Genomic DNA, 25,554 nt, shown 5'->3' on the forward strand with positions numbered 1-25,554 from the left:
TCACGCGCTCGTGAATCTCTCAGGTCCAGAACAGAGGGGGCGCCCGCCGCGCGTTGGGCGCACGGGCTATGACCCCCTGACGTTCTGGAGCGACAACAATGAAAACAATCGCAGTCATCGGTGGCGGTATCACCGGCGTCACCACCGCCTATGCCCTGGCCAAGCGCGGCTTCTCGGTCACCCTGCTGGAAAAGCACCGCTACGCGGCGATGGAAACCTCGTTCGCCAACGGCGGCCAGCTATCGGCCTCCAATGCCGAGGTCTGGAACCACTGGTCGACCATCGTCAAGGGCCTCAAGTGGATGCTCAAGAGCGATGCGCCGCTGCTGGTCAATCCCAAGCCCAGCTGGCACAAGCTCTCCTGGTTCGCCGAGTTCATCGGCTCGATCCCAAATTACCGGCAGAACACCATCGAAACCGCACGCCTGGCCATCGCCGCGCGCGAGCACCTGTTCGCCTGGGCAGAAGCCGAAGGCATCGACTTCGACCTGAAGAAGAAGGGCATCCTGCACATCTACCGTGACAAGGCCGGTTTCGAGCATGCCGGGCTGGTCTCGCGCCTGCTTGCCGAAGGCGGCCTGCCGCGGCGCAGCGTGACGCCGGAAGAGATGCGCGCCATCGAACCGACCCTGGCCGGCACCTACTACGGCGGCTATTTCACCGAGTGCGATTCCACCGGAGACATCCACAAGTTCACCCATGGCCTGGCCACGGCGATCGAGCGGCTCGGCGTGCGCTGCCTGTATGGCGAGGACGTGCAGGCGGTGGCCACTGACGGCAAGCGCGCTACCGTGACGCTGGGCGGCGTTGCCGGTGGCGAGCGGCTGGAGTTCGACGGCCTGGTGATCTGCGCCGGCACCGCCAGCCGTGATCTCGCCGCGCAGCTCGGCGACCGGGTGAACATCTATCCGGTCAAGGGCTACTCGATCACGGTCAACCTGGCCGACGAAGTCAGCCGTGCCTCGGCACCCATCGTCAGCCTGCTCGACGATGAAACCAAGCTGGTCAGCAGCCGCCTCGGCGACGACCGCTTCCGCGTCGCCGGCACCGCCGAGTTCAACGGCTACAACCGCGACATCCGTGCCGATCGCATCCGCCCGCTGGTGGACTGGGTCAACCAGTGCTTCCCCGGTGTGAACACCCGCAGCGTAGTGCCCTGGGCCGGCCTGCGGCCGATGATGCCGAACATGATGCCCAAGGTCGGCCGCGGCAGCGCGCCATGTGTGTTCTACAACACCGGCCACGGCCACCTTGGCTGGACGCTGAGCGCTATCACCGCGGACATGATCGGTGACGTCGTGGCGCAAAGCCTGGGCCGGCCGGCTCCGGTCGCATCCGGGCAGACAGCCGTCGCCTAATGCGGCGGTCGTAGGGTGGAAGACGGCGCAGCCTCTTCCACCGTTTCGTGCCGGCTCTGCACCCACGGTGTGGCTACCTTCACGCTCGGCGCAGGCCGTGCTTTCCGGCGTGCGGTTTTGAGTGTCCGTATCGCGACTCGGCGTCGTTGCGAAAGGCTGCGTGGATAAGCTTCGCGTTATCCACCCTACGTCGCCCAACACAGCGGTCGTAGGGTGGAAGACGGCGAAGCCTCTTCCACCGCTGCGGCGCCGATCATGCCGATCCGGCTGGCCATATGCCGACGCCTTAGCTCGGGTGTTTCAGGCTGTACATCCGGCATTCGGCGAGCAGCGCCAGCAGGTTGGGGTCGCGCTCCTTGGCCTTGAGGAACACCACGCCGATATGCTGCTGCAGGTGATAACGCGCCTGTAGTGGGATCAGCCGCACCCGCGATTCGTAGACCATGCCCACGCGCCCCGGAAGCAGCGCGTAGCCGACCCCGGAATTGACCATGCTGAGCAGGGTGAAGATGTCGTTCACCTGCATCGCCACCTTCGGCTCGAAGCCCGCCAGCTGGAACACCCGGTTGCCGTCCTGGTGGGTGGCGAAGCCCTGCGACAGGGTGATGAAAGTGGCGTCGCGCAGGTCGCTGAGGTCCACCTCGCTCTGATTGGCGAAGGGCGAGTCGGCCGGCGCGGCGAGGAAGATGTCGTCGGAAAACAGCTGCACCTGCGCGCAGTCCGGGTCGGCCACGCTTTCGTTGAGCGACACCAGGATGGCGTCGAGCTCCATGTTCTTCAGCTTGTAGAGCAGGTCGACGTTGGAGCCGAGGATCAGGTCGATGTTGAGTTCGCTGCGGCGCAGCTTCAGCCCCATGATCAGCTGCGGCACGGTCTTCACCGTTAGCGAATACAGCGCACCGAGCTTGAAACGTTCGGCGGAAAAGCCGGCGGCTTCGCGGGTCTGGCGCACCGTCTCGAGCACGTCCTTGATCAGCTGCTGGGCGCGCTCTTCCAGCACGTAGGCGCTTTCCAGCGGGATCAGGTTGCGCCCCTCGTGCTTGAACAGCGGGCAGCGCAGCGCGCTTTCCAGGGAGTGGATGGCGCGGTGCACGCTGACGTTGCTGGTGTTCAGCTCCACCGCGGCCTTGCCCAGATTGCCGCTGCGCATGAAGGCCAGAAAAACTTCCAGCTTCTTCAGGGTCAGTTCTTCGTCGATCTGCATGGCTTCGGCTCCGCGGGCGGGTCAACGATTATGCCGGACGAGGGCGCACTGCGGCGCCTCACCAGCGCAGCAGGCGCGGCCCGAGGAGTGTACCGAGCACGCCGGGCAGCAAGATGCCGAGCAGGTACCAGAGCGCCCAGAACGGCACCGCCATCTCCGGGCAGTGCAGGCTGTAGGCGAGCGCGGCGATGCTGCCAGCGAGCAGGCCGGCAGCACCGCCGGCCAGGCGCGGGCGCGTCGGCGCCAGCCCGCGCAACGCCCAGAACGCGGCGATGAGGGCGGGAATCGACAGTAGCGCGATATTCGCCAGGCACTCGCGCCAGGTGTCGCCGAGCAGCAGCGACACGCGCGACTCCGCAGGGGCCGTGAGCAGGATCGCCAGCGCGGCGACCCAGACGATCACCACTGGCGCCGCCAGCAGCGCCCAGCTACGACCCACCTGCGTGCCGGGGCGGGCCATGCGCGCGGTCAGCAACAGGGCACCGAAGAGCAGGGTCGCCGGCAGTGCCAGCTTGGCCCAGAACAGTGGTGTCCCGGCGATGGTCGCCAGGTCGGCGCGAATGCCGTACGCGGTCACGATCAGCAACAGCGCGCCGGCCAGGCCGCACAGCAGCGCCGTGGCGAAGCGCTTGGCGAGGACGTGCCGGTCCACCGGTGCAACCTCGCTGGCGAGTAGGGCGATCAGGTCATCGGTTTTCATGCGCCACCTCGAATCTTCGCCGCCAGGGCCTTGAGCCCGCGATGGATGCCGACCTTGATCGCCGAGCTGGAAAGCCCGGTCAGACGCGCAGTTTCTTCCACCGAGCGGCCCTCCAGTTTGACGTGAACGATGGGTAGTCGCTGGCGTGGCGGCAGCTGCTGGAGCAGCTTGCCCAGGTCGCGGCGGGCCTCGGCCTGCGCGTTGTCCTGTACGGCGAGCAGCTTGTCGGCCTCGTCCAGCCAGTCCGTTTGCGCGGCCTGACGGCCACGGGTGCGGTAGTGGTCGGCCAGCTTGTAGCGACAGATCGCCTGCACCCAGACCGTCAGCGGCTGCTCAGCGCGATAGGTCTGCCGCGCATTGTGCACCGCCAGCAGTACCTCCTGCAGAACGTCCTCCAGCTCGCTCGACTGCGACAGGCGGCGACGCAGAAAACCGCGCAGATGGCCGCCGAGCTGGTCGAGGAATGCCCGGTAGGCCTTCGCATCGCCATCCAGCCCGCGCAGCAGCAGCGCACGCAGCTCGTTCTCGCGGGCCTGGAGTGTCTCCTGAGAGGTAGTTCGTTCCATCGGCTGCTCTGGTTACAGGTGGAACCGCGAAATGTCCGCCGCCCGTCGGCCAGGGTCACGGTAGGGACGTCGCGAGAAAATCTCAAAATAATTTTTCGCCGACTGTAACCACCACGACTGACGCAGCGAATTACCTCACGAGCCATCTGCAGATTCGCCGATGGCCACTCAACGATTGCGGAGAATCCAACATGAAGGCTCTCAACCTTGCGGCTGCCGCCATTGCCCTGGCTTCGATCGCCGCTGGCGCTCAGGCAGGCGAGAACGACAAAGGCGACATGGAAAAATGCTACGGCGTCGCGCTGGCCGGACAGAACGATTGCAAGGCCGGTGCCGGCACCAGTTGCGCCGGCAGTTCCAAGCGCGATTACCAAGGCAACGCCTGGAAACTGGTGCCCGTCGGTACCTGCACCTCGATCGAGACGCCCAAGGGAATGGGCTCGCTGACGCCGGTCGAGCGCTGAGCCTAGCGTGCCGGCCATGCAGATTCTCGGAGCAGGACTAGGGCTAAAACCCGAGCATTACACGGACGCCTGCGCCTGCGTGGCGGACGGGCTGTGGTTCGAGGTCCATCCGGAAAACTACATGGTCGGCGGCGGCCCACGGCTCGACTGGCTGGAGGCAGTGGGCGCGCAGCACCCGCTGTCGCTGCACGGTGTGTCGCTGTCGCTGGCTGCCGACTGTGCGCCGGATGAGACGCACCTGCAGCGGCTCAAGGCGCTGGCCGAACGTGTGCGGCCGGCGTTGATCTCCGAACACCTGGCCTGGTCGAGCTGGCGCGGAAATTACCATCCTGATCTGTTGCCTTTTCCGCGGACCACGGCGGCGTTGAGGCGAATCGCGGCGAATATCGAGCGCACCCAGGAGATGCTTGGGCAGCGCATCGCCATCGAGAATCCCAGCCATTACCTGCGCTTCGAGCAGCACCAGTGGGACGAGATCGATTTTCTCGCCGAGCTCAGCCAGCGCACCGGCTGCGGCCTGCTGCTGGACGTCAACAACGTGCAGGTCAGCGCGCACAACCTGGGCTTCGATGCGGCCGCCTACCTGCGGCGCTTTCCCGCCGCGCCGATCATGGAGGTCCACCTGGCCGGGCACAGCCAGGATGACGCATCCTCGCTGCTGATCGACACCCACGATGCACCGGTGGACGCGGCGGTCTGGGCGCTCTATCGGCAACTGATCGAGCGTATCGGCCCGCGCCCGACGTTGATCGAGCGCGACGACCAGCTGCCGGCTTTCGAGACGCTAATGGTCGAGCGCGCTCGTGCCCAGCAGACGCTCGATGAAGTGGGGGGCTGGCAATGAGCGGCTCGCTGGCGGCATTTCAGGACGCCTTCGTCGCGGCGCTGACCGACGCGCCCGGCAGTGCGGCGGGCGAGGTCGCTGCGCTGGTCGGGCAGCCGGGTTTCGCCGTGTACCGCAATACGCTGGCCAAGGGCTGTGTCGATGCGCTGCGCGCCAATTTCCCTGCCGTCGAACGATTGGTGGGGGAGGAATGGTTTGCCGCCGCCGCGACGCTGTACGCTCGCGAGATGCCGCCGCGCAGTGGCCCGTTGCTTGAGTACGGCGAGAATTTTCCGGCCTTCCTGCAGGATTTCGAACCGGCGCTCGCGCTTCCCTATCTGTCTGGTGTCGCGCAGCTGGACCGGCTCTGGTTAGAGGTATTCAGCGCCGTGGAACAACCCGTTGTGGCCCTCGCTGCCTTGGCGACCCAAACCCCGGAGCAGTTGGCCCGGCAGACGCTCGTTCCGCGCGCTGCGCTGCGTTGGCGGTGGTTAACCGAGCTGCCGGTTTTCAGCATCTGGAGTTGCACCCGTGAAGGACGTGTGGTGCCGGCAGAGCTGGTCTGGCAAGGCGAAGGGGTACTGCTGAGCCGAAGCGCCGGCCGCATCGGCTGGCAGCCACTCGAACGCGCCGGCTGTGCATTTCTCGACGCCTGTGCCGCTGGCCGCTCGCTGGAGCAGGCCTCGGAACAGGCGCTGGCGGCTCAACCGCAACTCGACTTCAACGACCTGCTAGGCCGGCTGCTGGCGGCAGGCGCGTTCGCCGCGCTGGTGCCGACGACGCCATCCACATGAGGAATCGTCATGAACGCCATGCACAACCTGCCGCTGCGTCTGCGTCAGCAATGGAACGCGGTCGCGCAGCGGTTGCAGCAACTGCTCGGCGATTCGCTGCTGAATCTGCTGGCACGCTTGGCCATCGCGGCGATCTTCCTGCTCTCCGGGCGCACCAAAGTGAACGGGGTGCTGGACATCACCCCGGGCACGTTCGAGCTGTTTCGCAGCGAATACGCATTGCCTTTGCTGCCACCGTCCATCGCGGCGCACCTGGCGACCTATGCCGAGCATCTTTTCCCGCTGCTGCTGGTGCTCGGCCTGTTCACGCGGCTGTCGGCGTTGGCACTGCTGCTGATGACGCTGGTGATCCAGCTGTTCGTCTACCCGGACGCCTGGTCGACTCACCTGAGCTGGGCGGCGCTGCTACTACTGCTGATAGGTCGAGGCGCCGGCCGGCTCTCGCTCGATCACCTGCTGGGGATTCGCTAGCGCCGGCCTGGAGTCGCCATGTCAGGCAGGCACGACGTCTTCATCCTCAGGAATCTCATCGGTGACAAACACGGTGGCGTGATCGCTCTGCGCGTCTTCGATGCGCAGACCAAAGTAAAGGGCATCATTGGCGTCCCAGAACGCCTCGACCTGCTCAAGCGAGGCCTGCTCGAGCAGGACCTGGCCGGTGTGGTCGAGGATGATGGAATAGCGGCGATTGGCGGACATGAAAGTGACTCTGATCATCGGAAGGGCTGCATCCGCAGCTGTGATGTCATTTTGTCACTTCAGCAGGCTTAATCCCTGCCCGTTCATCGGCCGCCAGCCTTTGGCTGCCGAACGGTTGTGCCTGCTTGGATGGGTAGCCTTCGAATCGCTAGTCGCGCGTTCGGTTTTCAGCTATTGCGCCAGAAGAAGTTAAACCTGCCGATTATAGAAGTGTCGCTAACGTATTTTCTGATAGCAATTCAATTCAAGATGCTTATTCCAAATTGATGGCCAAGAAAACCAATAAACATGCTGATCCAATAAACTATAAGGCTGATGCAAGTGAAGTAAAGCCATACGGCTAGGCCGTTACCAATAGCTGGTCGTTTTAAGCCGAGGGTATATTGAAAACTATATCTATGCATTCGGCAAAAACTATCAAAGGGACTATGCGACTCCCATTCTACATTGGGTTTAGTAGAAAAATATGGGTCGAGTCGGCGAATTCCATGAAAGCAGATGTAGATCCCGTTGAAGCCCCCAATGACGGCAAGCAGGATCCAAGAAAAAACTATGATTCGTTCAAGTATCGAGGCGTCACTCATCTTGTGGTTGCCAAAAACTCATGTGTATGAACGCGCTAAGAGCGGTCATTCAAGAATATTTATGCCGAATTGATGGCCAAGAAAGCCGATAAACATACTTATCCAATAAATAATAAGACTGATGCACGTAAAATAAAGCCATGCGGCTATGCCGTTGCTAATATCTGGCCGTTTTACGCCAAAAGTATATTGAAAGCTATATCGATGCATTCGACAGATACTATCAAAGGGGTTATGTGACTCCCATTCAATATTTGCTAATTGAGAAAAGTATTGGTCAAGTCGACGAATACCATGGAAGCAGATGTAGATTCCGTTGAATCCGCCGGCTACGAATAGCACTAGCCACCCGAGAAAGAAAATTCGTTCTAATATCGAAACGTCGCTCATCTGTTCACTCTTTGATAAATAATATCGCCGACATATTCGCCAAAGCCTCCGCCGCCCGACCCGCCGTAATAGGCCCCGGCAGCAGCGCCAGCGATTGCGGTGACTGCGAGAGCAGAAGCTCCGAACGTCACGTCGAACGCAAGCGCGATCCCTCCTACAAAAGCGGTGGCTACTTTGGCTCCTGCAATATCTCCTGCTGCGCCTCCGCCCGCATTGATCCGTTGCCCAAGCTACGGAGCCTCGCCTCTTTCAGTAATCGCAGAAGCGTTATGCAGGATCGATTTTGTAGATAGGCCGAGCGTAGTCTTGATGCTGTCGTAGTTTCGGATATTGATGATTGAAAGGGTCAGGCGACCCAGCGAGTGCTAGGCAATGGCCCCGGCGCTTCGTGGCGTGCTGGTAGCCAGCCGTTCCACATTCTGGTTGTCCTCAATAGCACGCCATTGCTCGACCAGCTCCGGCAGGTCCGGCCGCTCCGCGTGCTCCCCAAAGACGCTGCGCATTGACACCATCCGCTCCGCCTGAGCAAGCAGGCGCTGCTGTGCGCGAGACAATGCGGGGCTTTGTTCGGCTCGAACGCGTTCGCCCTGCTCCACCGCATCGGCGTAGATGGCGCGCAGTTCAAGATCCGTCTTGCCGTAGAAACGCATTACCCCCCTGCGCCTGATCTCCCAGCGGAATTCATTGAAGGAGCGCGCTTGCCAGCTTTCCAGCAGCTGCGCGGTACTCAGGACTTGGGCATAAATGTCGTGAACCTCAGCGTCGGTGAACAGCCTGCCGTTGCGCTGCTCTACGCTGACAGTCCAGCGCAGCAGGTTGGCCAGCGCCGCTCGCGCATAGCCGCTGTCGCTCGAATGTTGAGAACCTGCGAGCGCAACGCGCTTCGGCATATCTCCATCCAGACCGATTTCGCCGATGGTACGAGCGCAGGTCTGCTCGGCAATCATCGCGCAGCCCGGCTGCCACAGAATCGCCGTCTCGCTGCCCGCGCCGGGCTTGCGTGGCATGAAATGCCATTGCTCCCCGTGATGCTCGTAGGGATCACCTTGAAGGTTCACGATGCCCGCGAGCAGCAGCGCAATGCCGAGAGCCGGTGAGCTATACACCAGAGCTGCACCGGGGAGTGCCAGCCTCCATTCGGCATCCATCCACGGCAGTGGAAGCGCAGGTATTGGGTCGTTGTGATTGACGATACGGTGATGCGCAAGAGGGCGGGCGGCCTTGACGAAGGTTGCGTCGCCCGCGCGTGGGGCGCCGAAGGTGTAGAGGATTACCTTAGGTTTGGTGGGCTTGCGCCGTAGCCATTCGGCCAGTAGGAGTGCAATGGCCCCGCCTAAGCTGTGGCCACATATGATCAGCGTTTGTTCGCCGGTATAAAAGGCGTTTAGGTAGCGCTCTAAGAATGGCTTTGCAGCCTGAAATCCTTTGTAGAAGCCGCGGTGTGCTTGGCCTTCACCTTCTTCGTATGGCACCTGGCGGGCATCTGCATCTCGGCTGGCGTCGGCCAGAAACTCCTGTGTACCGCGGACGGAAATCAATACGATCTTGTCGTTATGGGTGATGAACGCTTGGGTGTTGGTACTTGTTTCGTTATCCGTATCGTGCAAGAAGTGCACATCTTCGGGATTTCGCCAGCCCTCCTGTGCTTCCTTTTCATAGCGCGCCGGATCGTAAGGCATGATTTCGAGGCGCTTCGAATAAGGCACTTCTTCACAGAGTAGGTGATAGGGGGACGCGGTGTTGAATTGTGTTGGCTGAATCCGGCGTCCTAGCTGGTTCTGAAATACGTGTCCGATGCTGCCAAGCGCTGAATAGGGTGGCGGTGCTGAAGAGTAAGGATTGGTAGAGGTGCTGAATGGGGCGTAGGCGAAAGCGCTCATGACCGCAAGGTGATAGGCATTCAGCGCGCAGAAATCAGCGCCGCGGGAAAGCAACGGACTGTAGGCACGTAGCGCCTTTATCTCGATGACATGGCGCCTGTTACAACCAAGAGCAACGCCTGGCTGGTCTGCTGCTGAGCCTGCGTTTTGTTTTAGTGCCGATGGTGTCGTCCAATTTTCGTCTGGTGTCGGAAGATGACCTTTGCTCGCTACGAAATCGCTGACTTCGGCTCGTATGAAATAAGCGTCTTCTTTTGCTGCGCGTTCTCGCGCTAGATAGGTTTGTCCATCAGTGCGTCGAGGCCCTGCGGGTGATTGTTCCGCTGCGATTTGTATAGCTGTCAGCGGTACCTTGAAAACCTCTCTAATAGAAAGCTCTTCGTACCAAGGATTAATGAAGGTCGTTGCGGGTTGCGATAGTTCGAGCACCATAATGCCAGGATGTACATCCGTTATGTGAGCGAAGCCATCGCTATCTAAAAGCCCCTCGTTAACTTGGCCTTGATTATCAAATAGCCTGTAAGGCAATCCAGCGTAAGGTGAGCCCTCTCCATGCTCATCCACAAGGCGGAAGCTAACCCAAGCGTTTTTCAAAGGGCAGCTTAGTTGCTCTGTTGTTCCGGTCATCCTTGGTTATTCCGTGCAATTTGGATAAATGGTGCACTCTTTGTTGTTGTTTCTGTATGTCTTAAACACTGGGGGATCTTGGCACTGCTGCCAGCCCTCCTTAGGTAGGCACGGCCTCCACCCTTCGGGAAATTCTATCCAAGTATTATCCCGATAAGGTTTTTCTCTAGGACTTACCGTAAAGGTCAACATGACGGTCTGCTGGGATAGCTGTTTTCTGTTTAGTCGAGCTCCTGCTCCCTTGCAACTAAGTATTTTTGATATTTCTAGGTTTAGCCTGCTTTCTTGGAATAACCATGAGCACTCAGAGCGTATCGGTTCAGGGCGGCCAGGTAGATTGTTGTCATCCTCGGTAGTCGGTTTCGCAACTACCAGCAGTTCGCCGTTATCGTAAGTTTGTTGCCAATCCTTTTCTCCGTAACGGGCCTGGATGAATAATTTGACCCTAACCAGTTGCAGATCACAAAGGCCATCTTGATAACTAACAGGAATCTCGAACTTATACCCATGCAACACCTTTTCGTAATCTTCTTTGAAAGTCTTCACATGACCGCGGCCACTACAACTCTCGGACCCGCCGTAATGAGCTTGGGCCTTCAGTGCGAAATCGGCAGGTAGCTCGCCTTGCAATGTGAAGGTGTCGGCGCCGACCGAGCCAAGCGTGCTGCAACCGCTGAGCAGTAGGCCCAGCAGCGCAGGCCATGCGCGAGCAAGCAGGAAGCGGCTATGGAAAAAGGTGTGAGCAGTCATCTGTTCGATCTCATGCGGAAAGGCTTGAAGCCAGTGTTGAACTGACTCGCGAATAGTGGGCTTCCGGTGTTTCCCTCGCGGTCGGTGGCCAGGCCGGGTGATTGGCTAGTTCGGGGTCGAGCTGGTAGCGGAGCAGAAAGTGCAGTTGCGGCTCGCCGTGCCAGTGCCATTCCTTCGCTTTGTCGAGTTGATGGTCCAGCCAGTCACTCACCACCTGGGTTTCGGCGAGCCGAGTGGTCGCCTGCGTATGGGTCTGCCATAGCCACAACTCAAGGTTGTGGTGTGCCACGGCACGTTGTACCTGCTCTGGCTCTGGGATGGACAACCAAGGTTTTTCGAAGGGCTCGCGGTACTCCCCTGGCAGCTCGTTATCGAACCATTGCCAGTCCTGACCATCCCAGCAGAGCGCGCTGGTCATTGGGCCAAGCAGCAGAGGACGTTGTGACGCGTCCAGTTCGCCGAGGTGACGCGCGATGATGCGGTTGTCTTGGAAACGATAAAGCGAACGCTGCCCTTGTTCGTCGGCAAAGATGCGAGCTTGCCAGTGCTGAGTGAGCGCAGCCATGTCGGCGTGGTCGACGCTGGCGAGCCAGCCCCAGTTCTGCTCCGGTGCATCGGTCAGCGAACGTAGCTGCGTGAAATTCAGCTCGTTCAGCAATATCAGCCAAGGAGCGGCGTCGGCCATCTCGTCGACCTCGGTACCCTGATAGATATTGGCGTAGCTGTGCACCAGATCCGTTGAGAACAGGCTAGGCAGCGGAGTCGGTTCTGCAAGGCTGTCGATAACGAGCAGCAGCGGTCGGCCTTGGGCTTGTTGCTCGCTGAGCCAGTGTTCGACCCTGTCGTTCATCGGCCGCCTCCCACTTCACACATCCCCGCCCGGCACGCTTCGCAGATCGGGCAACGGCTGGCGGCAATTTGCCGGGCCTGGCGCGCCAGCTGCAGTTGGGTATTGGCCAGCGCGAGCTTGGGCTTGGCGCCGGCTTTGTCTTGGTCGGCTGCCCAAGGAATCCGGGGAGAGATGACGTTCACGCCTGAACCGGTGCCAGCCGAGCCACCCGAATTCATCCGGATCGTCGCACCGCTCAGCGTCACGCCGCTGGGGTCGAGTTTGAGGAAGCTGCCTCCGCCGGAGGCGGTGAGTTCCATGCCGGCGTCGATGACGACCTTGCTGCCGGCGTAGTAGTGGATTTCATTGCCCGCCTCGATGAATTGCCCAGTGCCGATCTTCAGGTGCTGGGTATTGCCCACGGTGAGGTGGTCGTTGGCGCGGATTTCGGTTTTGCGGTCGGCGTGGGTGGTGCGGTGCTCTTCGGCGCGGAACTCGCTGTAGCTGTTGGCCTCCACGGTGTCGTGGCGCTCGTGGCCGACGCGGATTTTCTGGTCGTGCTCGATGTTCTCGTCCCAGTCGCGCTGGGCGTGGAGGTAGATCTGTTCGGCGCCCTTGCGGTCTTCGATGCGCAGTTCGTTGTAGCCGCCACCGCCTGGTGAGCTGAGGGTCTTGAACACCGTGCGGGTCTTGTTCGCCGGCAGGTCGTAGGGAACCTGGTGTTCCTTGTGGTAGAGGCAACCGGTCACCAGCGGCTGATCGGGGTCGCCTTCGAGGAAGGTCACCAGCACTTCCATGCCAACGCGCGGGATGGCGATGCCGCCATAGCGGTCGCCGGCCCAGCTGGAGGAGACGCGCAGCCAGCAGCTGGTCTTGTCGTCGGCCTGGCCTTCGCGGTCCCAGTGGAACTGGACGCGCACGCGGCCGTATTCATCGCAGTGGATTTCTTCGCCGGCGGGACCGGTGACCACGGCGGTCTGGCTGCCGAGCACCTTCGGCTTCGGATGCTTCAGAGCCGGGCGAAAGGGGATGTCCCAGGGGGTGGCGGTGAAGTGGTTGCGGTAGCCCTGATGGAAGTGGGAGCTGGCAAGAGCCCCCTCACCCCGGCCCTCTCCCCATAGGGGAGAGGGAGCCAGTCCGTGGTGAGCTGGGACATTGGTAATGGACTCCTCCAACACCTGTGGCTGCTTACCTTCATGCAGTACTTCGATCAGCAGCCAGAGCTGGTTCCAGTCGCTGCGGGGGTGTTCGCCGAGCGGGAGGAAGTGCCCGCTCACCAGTTGCGGCTGGTCGCTTTCGCCTTCGGCCAGTTCGTAGTCGTGGCGGTGGCGCTCCAGGGCGCGCTGCGACAGGTGCTTGCCGCGGGCGCGCTCGGTGAAGCGGCCGGGGTAATCGTAGTCTTCAAGGTCGGGCTGGAAGTCGCTATGAAACGCGGCCTCCATAGTCAGACGTGGCTTCTCGAAATCGTAATCGCGGCGCGTGACGCGGCTGGTGCGGGTTTCCAGACGAAGGCCGAAGCGCTTGATCACCGGCTGGTCGGCGACCAGGCCGCTGTCCTGCTGATAGGCGGTGGCAGCGAGCCTGGGGAAGACGGTCTGGTCATCGCCGAAGACCAGGGCATGACCGGCCGCGCTGTGCTGGAAGTGATAGTGAATGCCCTCTTCCTCGCACAGGCGCTGGATGAAGTGCAGGTCGGTTTCGTCGTACTGCACGCAATATTCGCGCGGCGGGTAAATCACCGGGCCGAGCTGGAAGCGGTAGGCATCGGCCTGGATGCCATGCTCCTCGAGCACCTGGGCGACGATCTGCGGCACGCTGAGGTGCTGGAAGATGCGCTGGTTGGTGCGATGGGCGAGGTAGGCCAGCTGCGGCACGAGCGTCAGTCGATAGCGGGTCAGGCGCTGGCCGGACTCACCCTGGGCGGCCTGATGCACCAGCCCATGAATACCGCTGCCATCCGGCGCGAAGGCGAGGAAGGCCGGGCGATGCAGCAGGCTTTCCAGATCCAGATCGGGGCGCTCGCTGACCAGTTCCAGGTCGAAGCGATAGGGCTGGCTGATGGCCTCGCGGCCTTGGAGCTCGAGCACCTTGAAGTCGTGCTCGATGCCTTCGAGGGAAAGCGTGAAGTGGGCCTGGTTGGCGGGGTTGAACATGGCGTCTTTCCTTCCTTAGAGATCGGCCGGGCTGATATTCAGCCGTTCCATGCGATACAGCAGCGTACGCCGCGGCAGGCCGAGTTCGCGGGCGGCCTGGCTCTGGTTGCCGCCGTTCTTGCGCAGGCAATCCATGAGCAGGCTGCGTTCGACCCGCTCCATGCGTTCGCGCAGGTTCAGGCTGCTGTCCAGGCTCGCCTCCACATGCAGATTGAAGTGCTCCGGCAGCAGTTCACCGCCTTCGCAAAGCAGCACCGCGCGCTCCACCAGCCCCTTCAATTCCCGCACGTTGCCGGGGAAGGCATAGCCTGCCAGACGTTCGAGCGCGGCGTCGGACCAGCGACACAGATCGCGCTGCAGGAAGGCGCAGGCCTTGTCGGCGAAATGCCGGGCCAGGCGCAGGATGTCCTCGTCGCGCTCGCGCAGCGGCGGCAGTTCGATGGGGAAGTGCGAGAGGCGGTAGAAAAGATCCTCGCGAAACAGGCCGTTCTCCACCTGGCTGCGCAGGTCACGGTGGGTGGCGGCAACGACGCGCACGTCAACCTTGTGGGTCTCGGTGGAGCCCAGCGGGCGCACTTCGCCTTCCTGCAGCACGCGCAACAGCTTGGCTTGGAGCAGCAGCGGCATGTCACCGATCTCGTCGAGGAATAGCGTGCCGCCGTTCGCCGCATCGAGCAGGCCGCTGCGGTCGCGGTCGGCGCCGGTGAAAGCGCCCTTGCGGTAGCCGAACAGTTCGCTTTCCAAGAGCTGCTCAGGCAGCGAAGCGCAGTTCTGCACGATGAAGGGCTTGCTACGGCGGAAACCGCAGTCATGGATGGCGCGCGCCACCAGTTCCTTGCCGGTGCCGGTTTCTCCCGTGAGCAGCACGTTGACCGGGCTGTGCAGCACCTTGCCGATCAGCTGATAGACCGCGCGCATGCGCGGGCTGTCGCCGATCAGGCCGTAACCGCTGGCGCAGGGGCTGACTGGCGCGGCAGGTGGCGTGGTGCTGCCGGGCGCGCGCAGGCGTTGGAGCAGATGCAGCTGGGCGAGGCCGAAGGCACCGAGTTGGGCCAGCGAGCCGCTGAAACCGTGCAGCTCGCGCGACTCGGTACTGGCCGTGAGCAGCAGGCCGGCGACGCGCTGTTGCTCGTCCTGCAGCGGCAGGCAGAGCAGGCTACGCCACGGTTTCGGGCTATCCGGCAGGAAACCCGAAGCATGCAGGCTGCTATCCAGTTCGCTGAGGCAAAGGGTCTGGTTCTGGCACAGACAATACTGCAGCAGCTGCTCACCGTCATAATCGCTCGGCAGACTGGTGGCTTCGCGTGGCTGCAGCAGGCCGTTGTGCCACTCGGCCGAGAGCGTCAGGCGCGTATGGGTGGCGTCTAGCAGATAAAGCTGGCTGAGCTGGCAATCGCTCAGCTGCGCCGCGGTTTCCACCAGCCCACCGAGCAGGCTGTCGGCGTTCGCCGCGCGCGCCAGTTCGGCGAAGCGGCCCAGCAGGGCCTCGGCATAGCGCAGCGGCTGTGGCACCTGATTGAACATTGCGGACATCTCAGGCGAACTCACAGACCAGCGCGCCGTCGCCATCCAGCGTGGCATGCACCCGCTGCAGCGGCTCGCCACTGGCCATGGCATCGAGCAGGCGGTCCACCACCAGCGGTTGCAGGTGCTGCTCGATCAGATGGTCGATCAGGCGTGCACCGCTGTCGCTGTCGTCGCAGCGCTCGGAAAGGTGCGTGACCAGTGCCGGGCAATGGCTGAACTGTAGCTGGCGACGCTGCAGGCGCTCACCGAAGCGTGCCAGCTTGAGCGCAACCAGCTCGTCGAGCACTTCGCCGGCGATCGGGTAATAGGGCACCACGCGCATGCGCCCGAGCAGGGCCGGCTTGAAGTGCTGCGACAGCTGCGGACGGATGGCCAGTTCCAGATCCTCGGCCGCCGGCCGCTGCCCGGCGCTGCAGAAACCGGCGATGCGCTCGCTGGCAAGGTTGCTGGTCATCAGGATCAGGGTGTTGCGGAAGTTGATCTCGCGGCCCTCGCCGTCATTCGCCACGCCCTTGTCGAAGATCTGGTAGAAGACGTTCATCACATCCGGGTCGGCCTTCTCCACCTCGTCGAGCAGGATCACCGAGTAGGGTTTCTGCCGCACGGCTTCGGTGAGCATGCCGCCTTCGCCGTAGCCGACATAACCCGGAGGTGCGCCGATCAGGCGGGAAACGCTGTGTTTCTCCTGGAATTCGGACATGTTGATCACGGTGAGGAAGCGTTCGCCGCCGTACAGCAGGTCGGCCAGAGCGAGGGCGGTCTCGGTCTTGCCGACGCCGCTGGGGCCGACCAGCAGGAACACGCCCACCGGAGCGTCGGGCTTGTTCAACCCGGCCGCTGCCGCGCGCATGGCACGATCCAGCGCTTCCACGGCCTGTTCCTGACCGCGCACCCGGGCGCGCAGCTCGGCGGCGAAGTTGGCGACCTGGGCGTTGTGCTCCCGGGCCAGCTGCGCCAGCGGCACACCGGTCCAGTGGCTGATCACCTCGGCCACCAGGCGCGGACAGACCTCATGGCTGACCAGTCGCTGCTCGGCCTGGGCTGCGGCGAGTTCGGCCTGCACGGCGCGCAGCTCGGCCTCCAGCTCATCGAGCGATGTGGCCACGTCGTCCTCGATCGCAGCGCCGCGGGCTTCGGCCGTGCGCTTGCGCAGCTCGAGCAGGCACTCGGCGAGCTGGCGCTGCTTGGACCAGCGAGATTCGAGCAGCTCGATCTCGTCCCCCGCCGCGATCAGGCGTTGCTCCAGTCGCTCCAGGGCAGCCGTGTCGACCGGCAGGCCGGCGGCCAGATCGCGGCGCATGGCTTCACGCTGGCGCTCGCCTTCGGCGATTTCGCCACGCAGACATTCCAGCGCCTCGGGCGCGGCGGCGAGGCTGATGCGCACCCGCGCGCAGGCGGTATCCAGCACATCGACGGCCTTGTCGGGCAGCTGCCGGCCGGCCAGGTAGCGTGCCGACAGTTCGGCGGCGGCCGTGACCGCATCGTCGCGCAGGTAAATGCCGTGGCTCTTTTCATAGACCGGCGCCAACCCGCGCAGGATGGTGACGGCTTCCGGAACGCTCGGCTCGTGCAGTTGCACCGGCTGGAAGCGCCGGGCCAGCGCCGGGTCCTTCTCGAAATATTTCTTGTACTCGCTCCAGGTCGTCGCCGCGATGGTGCGCAGCTCGCCGCGTGCCAGGGCCGGCTTGAGCAGGTTGGCCGCATCGCCGCTGCCAGCCTGGCCACCGGCGCCGATCAGCGTGTGCGCCTCGTCGATGAACAGGATGATCGGCTTCGGCGAGCCTTTCACCTCGTCGATCACGCCCTGCAGACGGCGCTCGAACTCGCCTTTCACGCTGGCGCCGGCCTGCAGCAGGCCGAGATCCAGGCAGAGCAGCTCGACGCCCTTGAGTGCCGCAGGCACTTCGCCAGCGGCGATGCGCAGCGCCAGGCCCTCGACGATGGCGGTCTTGCCGACTCCGGCCTCGCCAACCACGATCGGATTGTTCTTCCGCCGCCGGGCAAGGATGTCGATCATCTGGCGGATCGCCGAGTCGCGGCAGAGCACCGGGTCGAGCTTGCCGTCGCGGGCCTGCTGGGTGAAATTGTGGGTAAAGCGCGCCAGGTTGGATTCGCCACTGGCTGCCGGCTTGGCGTTCGCGGCCTGCGGCTGCTGGCTTGGGGCGAAGTCGCGCAGGCGCTCGGCATCCAGCCTGGCCAGCAATGGCTGGTAGTGGCTGCCGGCATAGCGCAGCGGATTGCGCAGCAGCGCGAGAATCAGCGCGGCCTGGTCGATCTGGCTCTGGCCGAGTTCCAGGCTGGCCACCAGCAGGGCATCCTGCAGCCATTGCACCAGTTCGGTGGAAAACACCGGGTTGCGCGACTCGCTGTGCTCACCTCGCGGTTGCAGCGCCTGCGCCAGTGCGCCGGCATCCACTTCGGCATCCAGCAAGGCTCGCTTGAGCAATCCATCGGGACGCTCAAGCAGGCCGAGCAGCAGATCCTCGACGAGAATCTTGCTGCCGCCACGTACCACGCAGCGTTCGGCGGCGCCTTCCAAGTCGCGTTTGGTTTCGGCGTCTAGTGCTAGTACCAGCTGTTGCAAGTCGACATTGATCATTTTCATCTTCCTTAATGAGTTTTGCTGCCCAGAGTGACCAGGCCGTCGGCGCGTTCACGCCCGAGCCAGCTGGTCCAGCCGAGGCGGCAGTTGTTGGCGGCGCCGATGCGTAGTTCACGGATCTCGTCTGGGCGAAGCTCCAGGCGCAGGTCGTAATCCAGCGGATCGCGCAGGGTGAAGCGCACCAGCGCACAGAGCGGCTGGTAGCCGCTGCCGATGGGCAAGAATTCGTGGAAGCGATTCCAGTCCAGCTGGCGGATATGGATGCGGAACTTGCCGCCGCGGTCGCGGACCCGCTCGCCGAGCACCAGGCTCTCGCCCAGCTGGCTGTTGGCCTGGCCGAGGCGGTTGCGTTGTTCGCCGAGGATTTCCACCTGGCGCTCCAGGCATTGTTCGATGTTCAGCTCGGCGTGCTTGAAGTAGTAGCGCAGCACCGATTCGATCAATGCCGCCGAGTGCGCGCGCAGGCTGAGCAGGCCGAGATAGGGCAGCAGGCGCTTCCAGTTCAGCTCTGGCGCGTTGCGGATGGCCTCGCCGCTGAGCCCGACCAGGGCGAACAGCTGCTCCGAGAAGGGGTCATGGGCGCCGCTGGTGAAGCGGGCGCGGTAGCGATATTTCTGCCAGATCGGCAGCAGCAGGCGCTGCAGGCGATTGTTGAACAGGTCGAGAAAGTCGCGGGTCGGGTTGCCGTCCTCGCTGTCGCCAAGTGCCTGTTCACCGTAGAAGGCTGGTAGCGGCGAGCCGGCGCCGAACAGGCTGACCAGGTTGATGCGCAGGCGCGCGCGCCACTCGCCATGCTCCTGGAAGAACTGCACCTGCTCGATATCGCTGCCGGGAAAGCCCAGGCTCGGGTTGGCCTGGAACTCCAGGCGCTCGTAGAGCGACTCTTCGTCCAGGCCAGGGTTGAGCTGGCGCAGGCGATCGAGCACCAGCAGCACGCCCTGGAACAGGCTGTACTCGCGAATGCCGCGGTTGAGCGATTTCAGAGCAGCGTTTGCTGACCCATGCGCGGCGTCCATTGGTACACCTCTCCCTGTGTGCTCTGCACGCGCAGCTCGTGATACGAGTTGAGGCTGGCGTAGAGGGCGAAGAATTCGTTGAGCACCGAGGCGAAGAGGAACAGATCGCCCTCACCGATGAAGCCGTCCTGGTTCATGGTCAGTTCGGTACGTACGCCGCGCACCGGCAGCCCGCGATGAAGGCGATCGACGTGCTGGTGGGCGATGTGAGTCAGGCCGCCGAGGCGCCGCCGGCTGACGTTCTCGGCGTGCTTGTCGTAATAGCGCGGCAGGTCGTAAGTCTCGAGGATCACCTTGAGCGCCTCGACGTTGGCCAGCGACAGGTAGTTCAGCGACATGTTGCTGATCAGCTTCCACAGATAGTCACGCTGCAGCGGCGGCGCGTAGCTCGGGGTGACCGCCGAGATGTTGCGGAAGCTGAGGAATTCCGGCGTGTCTTCGCAGGGCTTGCAGATGTCGCCGAGCTTCAGCTGGCGCGGCAGGTTCTGGTTGGTACAGGTCAGCTCGATGGACAGCGTCTCGTGCTGGTCGAGGTTGCGCAGGCCGAAGCTGAGCCAGGTTTCCTGCCCTTCTCCGAGCAGCGAAGGTTGCTGGCGCACGCTGTAGTGCGGGCGCGCCACCGGCACATCGAAGCTGGCGTCGTGCTCGAAGGATTCGAACGGCACGTATTCTTCGTAGCCCATGCCGCCGGGTTTCCAGCCGGTCACCCGGTCCACCGAGAACACGCCGCACTGCTGCGAGTCATACTCTGCTGGCAGCAGCAGGTACTGGTCCTGCTTGCCGTCCAGGCGGATCGGGATGGCATCGTGCGGGAACAGGTTGACCACCGGTGTGCAGTACAGGCGCACGTTGTCCAGCGTCGGACGTATGCGCTGCACGCCGGCCTTGTGAATGTCGAAGCGCAGCTCCAGGCCGCGGGCCTGCTTGAGCAAATCCTCGGGGATGCGCTGGATGACCTCCAGACCCTTGAGGTCGACGAAGAGAAATTTGTCCGGGAAGGCGAAATATTCCTGCAGGTAGCGATAGCCGCGGAATGTATTGAGCGGGTAGGGGATCAGCGCCTCATCCTCGGCGAATCCCACCGGTTCGACCTGCTTGGCGTTGAGCTGCAAGGGCGTCAGCGGTCGGCCATCCGGACCGGCCAGCGGATGACCCTGCGCGTCCAGCGGCACCAGCTCGATGCCGCCCAGATGCCGCAACAGGCTCAGGTAGAGCAGCTGGCTGATATAGGGCTCGCCGGCCAGGTGCAGGCGCAGATGGTTGAGACCGATCTCGCCGAGATGGCCATCGGCGCTCATCTGCAGGCGCAGGCTGAGCAGCGCACCGGTGCCTTTGACCGAATACTCCAGCGCCTGCAACGCCAGCGGCAGCACCTCGGTGGCGTAGGCGGTACGAAAGCAGCAACTGACGCCCTGCACTGGATTGGATTCCACCGGCGTATTGCGCGGCACCGTCAGCGCTGGGCCGGGGCGTTTCAGCGGATCGAACTGCAGCATGCTGAAGGCTGGCAGCGGACGCATGTAGTTCGGCCATAGCAGATGCATCAGCGAGTGGGTCAGTTCCGGCAGCTCGTCATCGAGCTTCTGCCGCAGCCGCCCGGTGAGAAAAGCGAAGCCTTCGAGCAGCCGCTCGACATCCGGATCGCGCCCGGCCTGCCCGAGGAACGGCGCGAGCGCCGGGCTGCGCTCGGCGAAGCGCTTGCCCAGCTGGCGCAGGGCGGTGAGTTCGCTCTGGTAGTAATGGTTGAAAGACATGTCTAACGATTCATCCTTGTCGTTTCGTGTCCGGCGCTGTGCAGATTGCACCTAGCGTCGGCGGTAGCATCCCGTGGTGGTGTCCATGTCCACGAGCAGGCAGTTGCCGCTTGGCACAAGTCTCATCTTGTCGAAAAAGGCCCTCGGCCCGCGTTCGCGCAACTCGATCTGCCCGTCCACCATTGCCCAGCGCCCTCGACCTTGGATGTCGAGGCTGCCGTAGTAAAGCACCGCCTCGAACGTGCCCTGTTCATGGAGCAGCAGCTGTGAGCCCATTTCCATCACGCCGACCAGTTCGTAGCGCCCGGCCAGTTCGCGCGGTGGCGGCATGGAAGTGTTGGTGCAGGCGGCCAATGTCAGCGCGAGGGCGGCGAGTGCCAGGCGGGTGTAGGGCGAGGAGGATCTACCATGACCCATAGGGCACCCCGTGTTGCTCGATATAGGCCTTGGCTTTGTCGGAAAGCGGACGATGTTCTCCGTTGGATTTCCCGCCGTACGGCCCGACCTTGCTGATGGCCGCTTCGAAGCGACCTATTTCGATGGATTGCAGGCAGGGTCCGCCTACCCAGGCCTTGGCGATGCCTCCAGGGGCCACGCCGATGGTTATAACCCTGCGATACATCCCTTCGACGACTCTTTTCTCGCCACGGCAGTAAGGAGCCTGAGGCTTGAGCATCTCCTCACGCACCCATTCGGGAACATTGATGCGCACGTTATAGGTCTGCGGTTCGACTAGTGATTGCCAGCGCACAAAAATGATCTCCGGTAGGTCGATGCCACGTAGGCCCTTCCCGGCGGTTCCGGCCGGATGCGAAGGCCAGCCCGCGATCGTGCTGGCATAGGATGGCACTCCGCCGTTGACTCTTTCGTATGCGAGACCGCGGAGGTCGATCACGTCCACGCTTTCTACCCATACGTCCATATGGTCCGGCGCGAAAGTGCCGGCGTACCACGCGTCAAACGGCAGCTTAGGTTGGGCTTGGCTGGCAGCGCAGCCGCTGAGCAGACCGAGCACGCAAGCGAGGAAAATTTTTTTCAGCTCGCTTTGGTCATAGCATTCAAGCGGCACGCTGTTGGTCGCCTCAGCATTTGAAGTCATGGGCATAGCGCCATGTCACGGACCCGCCAAATCGTTATGCCGCGGGCTTTACGCTCGATTGGCGACTGCGCTAACTGCGCTAGAAAACGCGCTTTATCGAGCACGATCGACTTGCCTTGAGCGACGATGTCCAAACGGTACCCAGGCGGAACACTCTGCTCGAGGCTATCGCTGAAAGTGACTTGGGACAGAACTTCGATGGATTCGCCTGAATCGAGTTTTTGACCCGGGCTAAAGGGTTCCTTGCCATTCGAATATTCGTGAACGGATATTTCGACGGGATAGACGCATGTGTTTTCGAAGTTGGCTACGAAAGCGGTTTTCGGTTGCGCACTGCAGCCGGCGATAAAGAATGAGCAGAGCAGTAGGCTTCGCTTAAGCATTGAATTTCACCCTTGCTAACCAGAGCAGCCCCTTTACATCGTTCTCCGAAGCTACGGTGCGCGCCCAATAGTCCAGCATGTTGCGTGGACCATCAGAGTGGTAGTGCATAAGGTCTATTTCCCCTCCGGCAGGGACCGGGTTGTTGTCCAAAGGCTTCTGGGTCAGGACTGTGGAGGTCGACTTGTGACTCCACGAATACTCAGGAATCAGCCCGCCATCCCCGTACTCGTTCAGGATGAGGTGGCCCAGCTCATGTGCCGCGGTATGCTCGAACTCCTGGTCAGCGAAATCGACCGGATAGTTGGCCGCGGCCCACCAGCCTTGGTTGTGGTAGATCTTCTTGAACATCGCAAAGCTGGTGGAACGTCCGAAATCATCACTAATCGACGCAATCAAGGGGAAGTCTTTGGCGCTAGGCTTTTCGTTTACCCGCGCCGACACCTTGACTCGGAAGACACCCTTGTCAGTTTGGACGGCCGCTCCAATGGCGCCACGACTCCCATCACGCGACCAGTAGCGTTCAATACCGCTTTTCGCTAAAGCTTTGAGTTCCTCGAAAGTTCTGGCCGTCAGTTGTTCATTACGGCCCTTGATCCCGCCGTTTGAAAAACTCGGACGGACAGTGAGCTCTACCGTATTCCCGTTGCGACTAACACGTGCATCGACCCAGGTGGCTTCCTCGGCAGAGTTGATCAGGCGTAACGCTGTCACCTGCTCTTCGCCACCGATGCGGGCTGTCAGCTGTACTACTAGCTGCTCACTCTTGAGCACACGCGTATCGAGTATGCCGTTCAGGTCATAGCCGTCCCACTGCCAGAGGTGCTCGCCTGCGGGTAGTAATCGAGAGGTATCCGTTTCGCTATATACCAACGTTCCCCTATCGAAAACTTCGAGAGCCAAACTGTCAGCCTTCTGACTGCGGTTCTGTACTAGGAAGTCGATGGTTTCCCGGTTTTTCGTGGTGGCCGAAGGCAATTCTGCAAAGTCTGAAATCATAAGGGGCGTCAGCACTCGGTTGCCTCCATGCATAAGCCGGATGCTGTAGTTCAGCACCGATTGTTCTGAGGCTTGCGCAGCAGGAACAAGGGCATTGACGAGAGTGGCTGCGGCGGTTGCGGCGATGGAAAGCGAAGAAACCGGACTGACCGGCATTCCACCCCCACTCGTCCCAATAATCACCGTCCCCGACCCTGCAACCACCACATTTCCATGGCTGCCTACGCTGCCCACCACCGCAGCCGGCTTGCCATCGATCAGCACATTGGGAATCACTGCGCTGGCCATCGCACCGCCGCAGGCGGAGGCGTCGCCTTGGCGCACGGCCGGCAGGCCGTCGAACAGCACGTCGGGTGAGCCGGCGGCGATGGGGTTGGTGCCGTGGCCCGTCTTCGGGCAGGCGGTAGGGTCGCCGAGGCGGGCTGCGGGTTTGCCGGACATCCGTTGTCTCCTTACTGGACCTTGACCTGTCCGCTGCCGTCCAGGCTGGCGGAAAAGCTGACCTGGCGCTTGAGGCCATCCACTTCCAGCAGGCCTTCGATGGTGAAGGCGAGGGTCAGTGGATCGTGGGTGCGCGGCAGCGACAGCACGCGCACCTGGGTCAGCCTGGGTTCGTACGCTTCGATGAAACGTTCGATGGCGATACGCGCCTGCTGCAGCGAGTCGTGCAGCGACAGGCGCATATCGTTGAGATCGGGCAACCCGTAGTCGGGCAGCGTCTGCACGCTGCCCGCTCGGGTGCTGAGCATCTTCGCCAGATGGGCAGCCACCGAGGCCATCGCCGCGACTTCGCGGCTCCAGCCGGAACGCCGCGCGGCGTCACCGCCGAGGCGTTCGAAGAGGCTGCCGTATCCGTTCAAGTGCTTATTCCTTGTCCAGCTTGCCGACCAGCGACAGGGTGAAATCCGCGCCCATGTATTTGAAGTGCGGGCGCACGCTGAGGCTGACGCGGTACCAGCCCGGTTCGCCCTCGACGTCGCTGACGTTGACCTGGGCGGCGCGCAGCGGACGACGGCTGCGTACTTCGGAGCTCGGATTCTCCTGGTCGGCGACGAACTGGCGGATCCACTTGTTGAGTTCCAGTTCGAGGTCGGTGCGCTCCTTCCATGCACCGATCTGCTCGCGCTGCAGCACCTTCAGGTAGTGCGCCAGGCGGTTGACGATGAACAGGTAGGGCAGCTGGGTGCCGAGCTTGTAGTTCAGCTCGGCGGTCTTGCCTTCCTCGCTATTACCGAAGAACTTGGGCTTCTGCGCCGAGTTGGCGGAGAAGAACGCGGCGTTGTCGCTGCCCTTGCGCATGGTCAGGGCGATAAAGCCTTCCTCGGCCAGCTCGTACTCGCGACGGTCGGAAACCAGCACTTCGGTCGGGATCTTGGTTTCGATCTCGCCCATGCTTTCGAAATGGTGCAGCGGCAGGTCTTCCACTGCTCCGCCGCTCTGCGGGCCGATGATGTTCGGGCACCAGCGGAACTTGGCGAAGCTGTCGGTCAGGCGGCTGGCGAAGGCGTAGGCGGTGTTGCCCCACAGGTAGTGTTCGTGGCTGCCGGCGACGTTTTCCTTGTAGACGAAGCTCTTCACCGGGTTGTCTTCCGGATCGTAGGGGTTGCGTAGCAGGAATCGCGGTACGGTCAGTCCGACGTAGCGGGCATCTTCCTGTTCGCGGAAGCTCTGCCACTTGGTGAACTGCGGGCCCTCGAAGTGATCCTTCAGGTCCTTCAGGTCCGGCAGGCCGGTGAAGCTTTCCAGACCGAAGAACTTCGGGCCGGCAGCGGCAATGAATGGCGCGTGGGACATGCTGGCGACGCTGGCGACGTACTGCATGGTCTTCACGTCGGGCGCGCTGGGGTCGAAGAAGTAGTTGGCGATCAGCGCACCGACCGGCTGGCCGCCGAACTGGCCGTATTCGGCGGTGTAGATGTGCTTGTACAGGCCGGACTGAACGATCTCCGGGCTGTCCTCGAAGTCGTCGAGCAGGTCCTGCTTGGAGGCGTTGAGCAGCTCGAGCTTGATGTTCTCGCGAAAGTTGGTGCGATCGACCAGCAGCTTGAGGCCGCGCCAGGAGGACTCCAGGGCCTGGAACTGCGGGTGGTGAAGGATTTCGTCCATCTGCTGGCTGAGCTTGGCGTCGATCTCCGCGATCATGCGGTCGACCATGGCCTTCTTCACCGGCTCGTTTTCGTTCTGCGGCTTGAGCAGTTCTTCGATGAAGGCCGAGACGCCGCGCTTGGCGATGTCGTAGGCCTCGTCGTCCGGGGTCAGGCGGGTTTCGGCGATGATGCGGTCGAGGATGCCGCCTTCGGCGAGGTGGTTGCCGTGCTCGACGGCGGCTGCGCTAGTGGTCATGTAGATGTGCTT

General features: G+C 62.4%; 23 protein-coding genes. 5 read left to right on the forward strand and 18 right to left on the reverse strand.

The annotated features are described in order from the left end of the window. Positions 1-98 precede the first annotated feature (98 nt). Positions 99-1,358, forward strand: coding sequence for a D-amino acid dehydrogenase (locus LLJ08_RS00545; protein WP_228207947.1), 1,260 nt, complete (start codon positions 99-101; stop codon positions 1,356-1,358). Positions 1,359-1,644: 286 nt separating this feature from the next. On the opposite strand, the gene LLJ08_RS00550 is transcribed toward LLJ08_RS00545, so the two are convergent. The 3 genes from LLJ08_RS00550 to LLJ08_RS00560 are packed head-to-tail and all read right to left on the reverse strand — an operon-like array spanning position 1,645 to position 3,828. Next, positions 1,645-2,562 carry a LysR family transcriptional regulator gene (locus LLJ08_RS00550; protein WP_228207948.1) on the reverse strand — a complete coding sequence of 306 codons (918 nt, stop codon included), beginning with the start codon at positions 2,560-2,562 and terminating at the stop codon, positions 1,645-1,647. A 58-nt stretch (positions 2,563-2,620) separates the two neighbouring features. Next, positions 2,621-3,262, reverse strand: coding sequence for an NrsF family protein (locus LLJ08_RS00555; RefSeq protein WP_228207949.1), 642 nt, complete (start codon positions 3,260-3,262; stop codon positions 2,621-2,623). Beyond that, entirely contained in the window at positions 3,259-3,828 is a 570-nt protein-coding gene (locus LLJ08_RS00560; protein WP_228207950.1) for a sigma-70 family RNA polymerase sigma factor, read from the reverse strand. The genes LLJ08_RS00555 and LLJ08_RS00560 overlap by 4 nt, the downstream gene beginning before the upstream one ends. Positions 3,829-4,019: 191 nt before the next feature. Here LLJ08_RS00560 and LLJ08_RS00565 point away from each other — a divergent pair, with 191 nt between their 5' ends. Genes LLJ08_RS00565 through LLJ08_RS00580 form a run of 4 tightly spaced genes read left to right on the forward strand, consistent with a single transcriptional unit; the run spans position 4,020 to position 6,380 of the window. Beyond that, positions 4,020-4,292: a BufA1 family periplasmic bufferin-type metallophore gene (locus LLJ08_RS00565; RefSeq protein WP_023444060.1), complete on the forward strand. Its 273-nt coding sequence runs from the start codon at positions 4,020-4,022 to the stop codon at positions 4,290-4,292. Between the two features lie 16 nt (positions 4,293-4,308). Continuing rightward, positions 4,309-5,136, forward strand: a complete 828-nt coding sequence (gene bufB / locus LLJ08_RS00570) for an MNIO family bufferin maturase (RefSeq protein WP_228207951.1) — start codon at positions 4,309-4,311, stop codon at positions 5,134-5,136. Beyond that, positions 5,133-5,909 (forward strand): HvfC/BufC N-terminal domain-containing protein, encoded by a 777-nt coding sequence (locus LLJ08_RS00575; RefSeq protein ID WP_228207952.1) that lies wholly within the window; start codon positions 5,133-5,135, stop codon positions 5,907-5,909. Before bufB ends, LLJ08_RS00575 begins: the two co-directional genes overlap by 4 nt. Before the next feature lie 9 nt (positions 5,910-5,918). Beyond that, the gene (locus LLJ08_RS00580) at positions 5,919-6,380 is read left to right on the forward strand and encodes a DoxX family protein (RefSeq protein ID WP_228207953.1); all 462 of its coding nucleotides are present in this window, start codon (positions 5,919-5,921) and stop codon (positions 6,378-6,380) included. Between the two features lie 21 nt (positions 6,381-6,401). Here LLJ08_RS00580 and LLJ08_RS00585 read toward each other — a convergent pair whose 3' ends face one another. From LLJ08_RS00585 to tssC, 15 genes are all read right to left on the reverse strand, one after another. After that, positions 6,402-6,608, reverse strand: coding sequence for a hypothetical protein (locus LLJ08_RS00585; protein ID WP_228207954.1), 207 nt, complete (start codon positions 6,606-6,608; stop codon positions 6,402-6,404). A 1,339-nt stretch (positions 6,609-7,947) separates the two neighbouring features. Continuing rightward, complete coding sequence (locus LLJ08_RS00590; RefSeq protein ID WP_228207955.1) at positions 7,948-10,089, reverse strand: lipase family protein; 2,142 nt, start codon at positions 10,087-10,089, stop codon at positions 7,948-7,950. A gap of 6 nt (positions 10,090-10,095) precedes the next feature. Beyond that, complete coding sequence (locus LLJ08_RS00595; protein WP_045666204.1) at positions 10,096-10,839, reverse strand: hypothetical protein; 744 nt, start codon at positions 10,837-10,839, stop codon at positions 10,096-10,098. A 10-nt stretch (positions 10,840-10,849) separates the two neighbouring features. After that, entirely contained in the window at positions 10,850-11,689 is an 840-nt protein-coding gene (locus tag LLJ08_RS00600) for a DUF4123 domain-containing protein (RefSeq protein WP_125940576.1), read from the reverse strand. Beyond that, the gene (locus LLJ08_RS00605; protein ID WP_228207956.1) at positions 11,686-13,821 is read right to left on the reverse strand and encodes a type VI secretion system Vgr family protein; all 2,136 of its coding nucleotides are present in this window, start codon (positions 13,819-13,821) and stop codon (positions 11,686-11,688) included. The genes LLJ08_RS00600 and LLJ08_RS00605 overlap by 4 nt, the downstream gene beginning before the upstream one ends. A gap of 15 nt (positions 13,822-13,836) precedes the next feature. Then, on the reverse strand, positions 13,837-15,345 hold the full coding sequence (locus LLJ08_RS00610) for a sigma-54 interaction domain-containing protein (protein WP_221103649.1): 1,509 nt from the start codon (positions 15,343-15,345) through the stop codon (positions 13,837-13,839). Between the two features lie 10 nt (positions 15,346-15,355). Continuing rightward, positions 15,356-17,947 carry a type VI secretion system ATPase TssH gene (tssH, locus tag LLJ08_RS00615; protein WP_256445895.1) on the reverse strand — a complete coding sequence of 864 codons (2,592 nt, stop codon included), beginning with the start codon at positions 17,945-17,947 and terminating at the stop codon, positions 15,356-15,358. 11 nt (positions 17,948-17,958) lie between these two features. Continuing rightward, positions 17,959-18,966, reverse strand: coding sequence for a type VI secretion system baseplate subunit TssG (tssG, locus tag LLJ08_RS00620; protein ID WP_228207959.1), 1,008 nt, complete (start codon positions 18,964-18,966; stop codon positions 17,959-17,961). Continuing rightward, positions 18,930-20,720, reverse strand: coding sequence for a type VI secretion system baseplate subunit TssF (gene tssF, locus LLJ08_RS00625; protein ID WP_228207960.1), 1,791 nt, complete (start codon positions 20,718-20,720; stop codon positions 18,930-18,932). The genes tssG and tssF overlap by 37 nt, the downstream gene beginning before the upstream one ends. A 51-nt stretch (positions 20,721-20,771) precedes the next feature. Next, positions 20,772-21,137: a hypothetical protein gene (locus LLJ08_RS00630; protein ID WP_179485397.1), complete on the reverse strand. Its 366-nt coding sequence runs from the start codon at positions 21,135-21,137 to the stop codon at positions 20,772-20,774. Next, on the reverse strand, positions 21,124-21,759 hold the full coding sequence (locus LLJ08_RS00635; RefSeq protein WP_179486367.1) for a DUF2931 family protein: 636 nt from the start codon (positions 21,757-21,759) through the stop codon (positions 21,124-21,126). Before LLJ08_RS00635 ends, LLJ08_RS00630 begins: the two co-directional genes overlap by 14 nt. A 56-nt stretch (positions 21,760-21,815) precedes the next feature. After that, on the reverse strand, positions 21,816-22,202 hold the full coding sequence (locus LLJ08_RS00640) for a hypothetical protein (protein ID WP_179485398.1): 387 nt from the start codon (positions 22,200-22,202) through the stop codon (positions 21,816-21,818). Continuing rightward, positions 22,195-23,640, reverse strand: a complete 1,446-nt coding sequence (locus tag LLJ08_RS00645) for a PAAR domain-containing protein (RefSeq protein WP_179485399.1) — start codon at positions 23,638-23,640, stop codon at positions 22,195-22,197. The genes LLJ08_RS00640 and LLJ08_RS00645 overlap by 8 nt, the downstream gene beginning before the upstream one ends. A gap of 11 nt (positions 23,641-23,651) precedes the next feature. Further along, positions 23,652-24,059, reverse strand: coding sequence for a type VI secretion system baseplate subunit TssE (gene tssE / locus LLJ08_RS00650; RefSeq protein WP_003303358.1), 408 nt, complete (start codon positions 24,057-24,059; stop codon positions 23,652-23,654). 4 nt (positions 24,060-24,063) lie between these two features. Beyond that, positions 24,064-25,542, reverse strand: a complete 1,479-nt coding sequence (gene tssC, locus LLJ08_RS00655) for a type VI secretion system contractile sheath large subunit (RefSeq protein WP_023444045.1) — start codon at positions 25,540-25,542, stop codon at positions 24,064-24,066. Positions 25,543-25,554: the final 12 nt, after the last annotated feature.

Origin of the sequence: Stutzerimonas chloritidismutans (assembly GCF_020783375.1) — a bacterium.
In the GTDB taxonomy this organism is placed as follows: Bacteria; Pseudomonadota; Gammaproteobacteria; order Pseudomonadales; family Pseudomonadaceae; genus Stutzerimonas; species Stutzerimonas kunmingensis.

Excerpts from the sequence above, each read along its gene's own strand:
- LLJ08_RS00545 (WP_228207947.1), top strand. The coding sequence starts at position 99 with ATGAAAACAATCGCAGTCATCGGTGGCGGTATCACCGGCGTCACCACC.
- LLJ08_RS00550 (WP_228207948.1), bottom strand. The coding sequence starts at position 2,562 with ATGCAGATCGACGAAGAACTGACCCTGAAGAAGCTGGAAGTTTTTCTG.
- LLJ08_RS00555 (WP_228207949.1), bottom strand. The coding sequence starts at position 3,262 with ATGAAAACCGATGACCTGATCGCCCTACTCGCCAGCGAGGTTGCACCG.
- LLJ08_RS00560 (WP_228207950.1), bottom strand. The coding sequence starts at position 3,828 with ATGGAACGAACTACCTCTCAGGAGACACTCCAGGCCCGCGAGAACGAG.
- LLJ08_RS00565 (WP_023444060.1), top strand. The coding sequence starts at position 4,020 with ATGAAGGCTCTCAACCTTGCGGCTGCCGCCATTGCCCTGGCTTCGATC.
- bufB (WP_228207951.1), top strand. The coding sequence starts at position 4,309 with ATGCAGATTCTCGGAGCAGGACTAGGGCTAAAACCCGAGCATTACACG.
- LLJ08_RS00575 (WP_228207952.1), top strand. The coding sequence starts at position 5,133 with ATGAGCGGCTCGCTGGCGGCATTTCAGGACGCCTTCGTCGCGGCGCTG.
- LLJ08_RS00580 (WP_228207953.1), top strand. The coding sequence starts at position 5,919 with ATGAACGCCATGCACAACCTGCCGCTGCGTCTGCGTCAGCAATGGAAC.
- LLJ08_RS00585 (WP_228207954.1), bottom strand. The coding sequence starts at position 6,608 with ATGTCCGCCAATCGCCGCTATTCCATCATCCTCGACCACACCGGCCAG.
- LLJ08_RS00590 (WP_228207955.1), bottom strand. The coding sequence starts at position 10,089 with ATGACCGGAACAACAGAGCAACTAAGCTGCCCTTTGAAAAACGCTTGG.
- LLJ08_RS00595 (WP_045666204.1), bottom strand. The coding sequence starts at position 10,839 with ATGACTGCTCACACCTTTTTCCATAGCCGCTTCCTGCTTGCTCGCGCA.
- LLJ08_RS00600 (WP_125940576.1), bottom strand. The coding sequence starts at position 11,689 with ATGAACGACAGGGTCGAACACTGGCTCAGCGAGCAACAAGCCCAAGGC.
- LLJ08_RS00605 (WP_228207956.1), bottom strand. The coding sequence starts at position 13,821 with ATGTTCAACCCCGCCAACCAGGCCCACTTCACGCTTTCCCTCGAAGGC.
- LLJ08_RS00610 (WP_221103649.1), bottom strand. The coding sequence starts at position 15,345 with ATGTTCAATCAGGTGCCACAGCCGCTGCGCTATGCCGAGGCCCTGCTG.
- tssH (WP_256445895.1), bottom strand. The coding sequence starts at position 17,947 with ATGATCAATGTCGACTTGCAACAGCTGGTACTAGCACTAGACGCCGAA.
- tssG (WP_228207959.1), bottom strand. The coding sequence starts at position 18,966 with ATGGACGCCGCGCATGGGTCAGCAAACGCTGCTCTGAAATCGCTCAAC.
- tssF (WP_228207960.1), bottom strand. The coding sequence starts at position 20,720 with ATGTCTTTCAACCATTACTACCAGAGCGAACTCACCGCCCTGCGCCAG.
- LLJ08_RS00630 (WP_179485397.1), bottom strand. The coding sequence starts at position 21,137 with ATGGGTCATGGTAGATCCTCCTCGCCCTACACCCGCCTGGCACTCGCC.
- LLJ08_RS00640 (WP_179485398.1), bottom strand. The coding sequence starts at position 22,202 with ATGCTTAAGCGAAGCCTACTGCTCTGCTCATTCTTTATCGCCGGCTGC.
- LLJ08_RS00645 (WP_179485399.1), bottom strand. The coding sequence starts at position 23,640 with ATGTCCGGCAAACCCGCAGCCCGCCTCGGCGACCCTACCGCCTGCCCG.
- tssC (WP_023444045.1), bottom strand. The coding sequence starts at position 25,542 with ATGACCACTAGCGCAGCCGCCGTCGAGCACGGCAACCACCTCGCCGAA.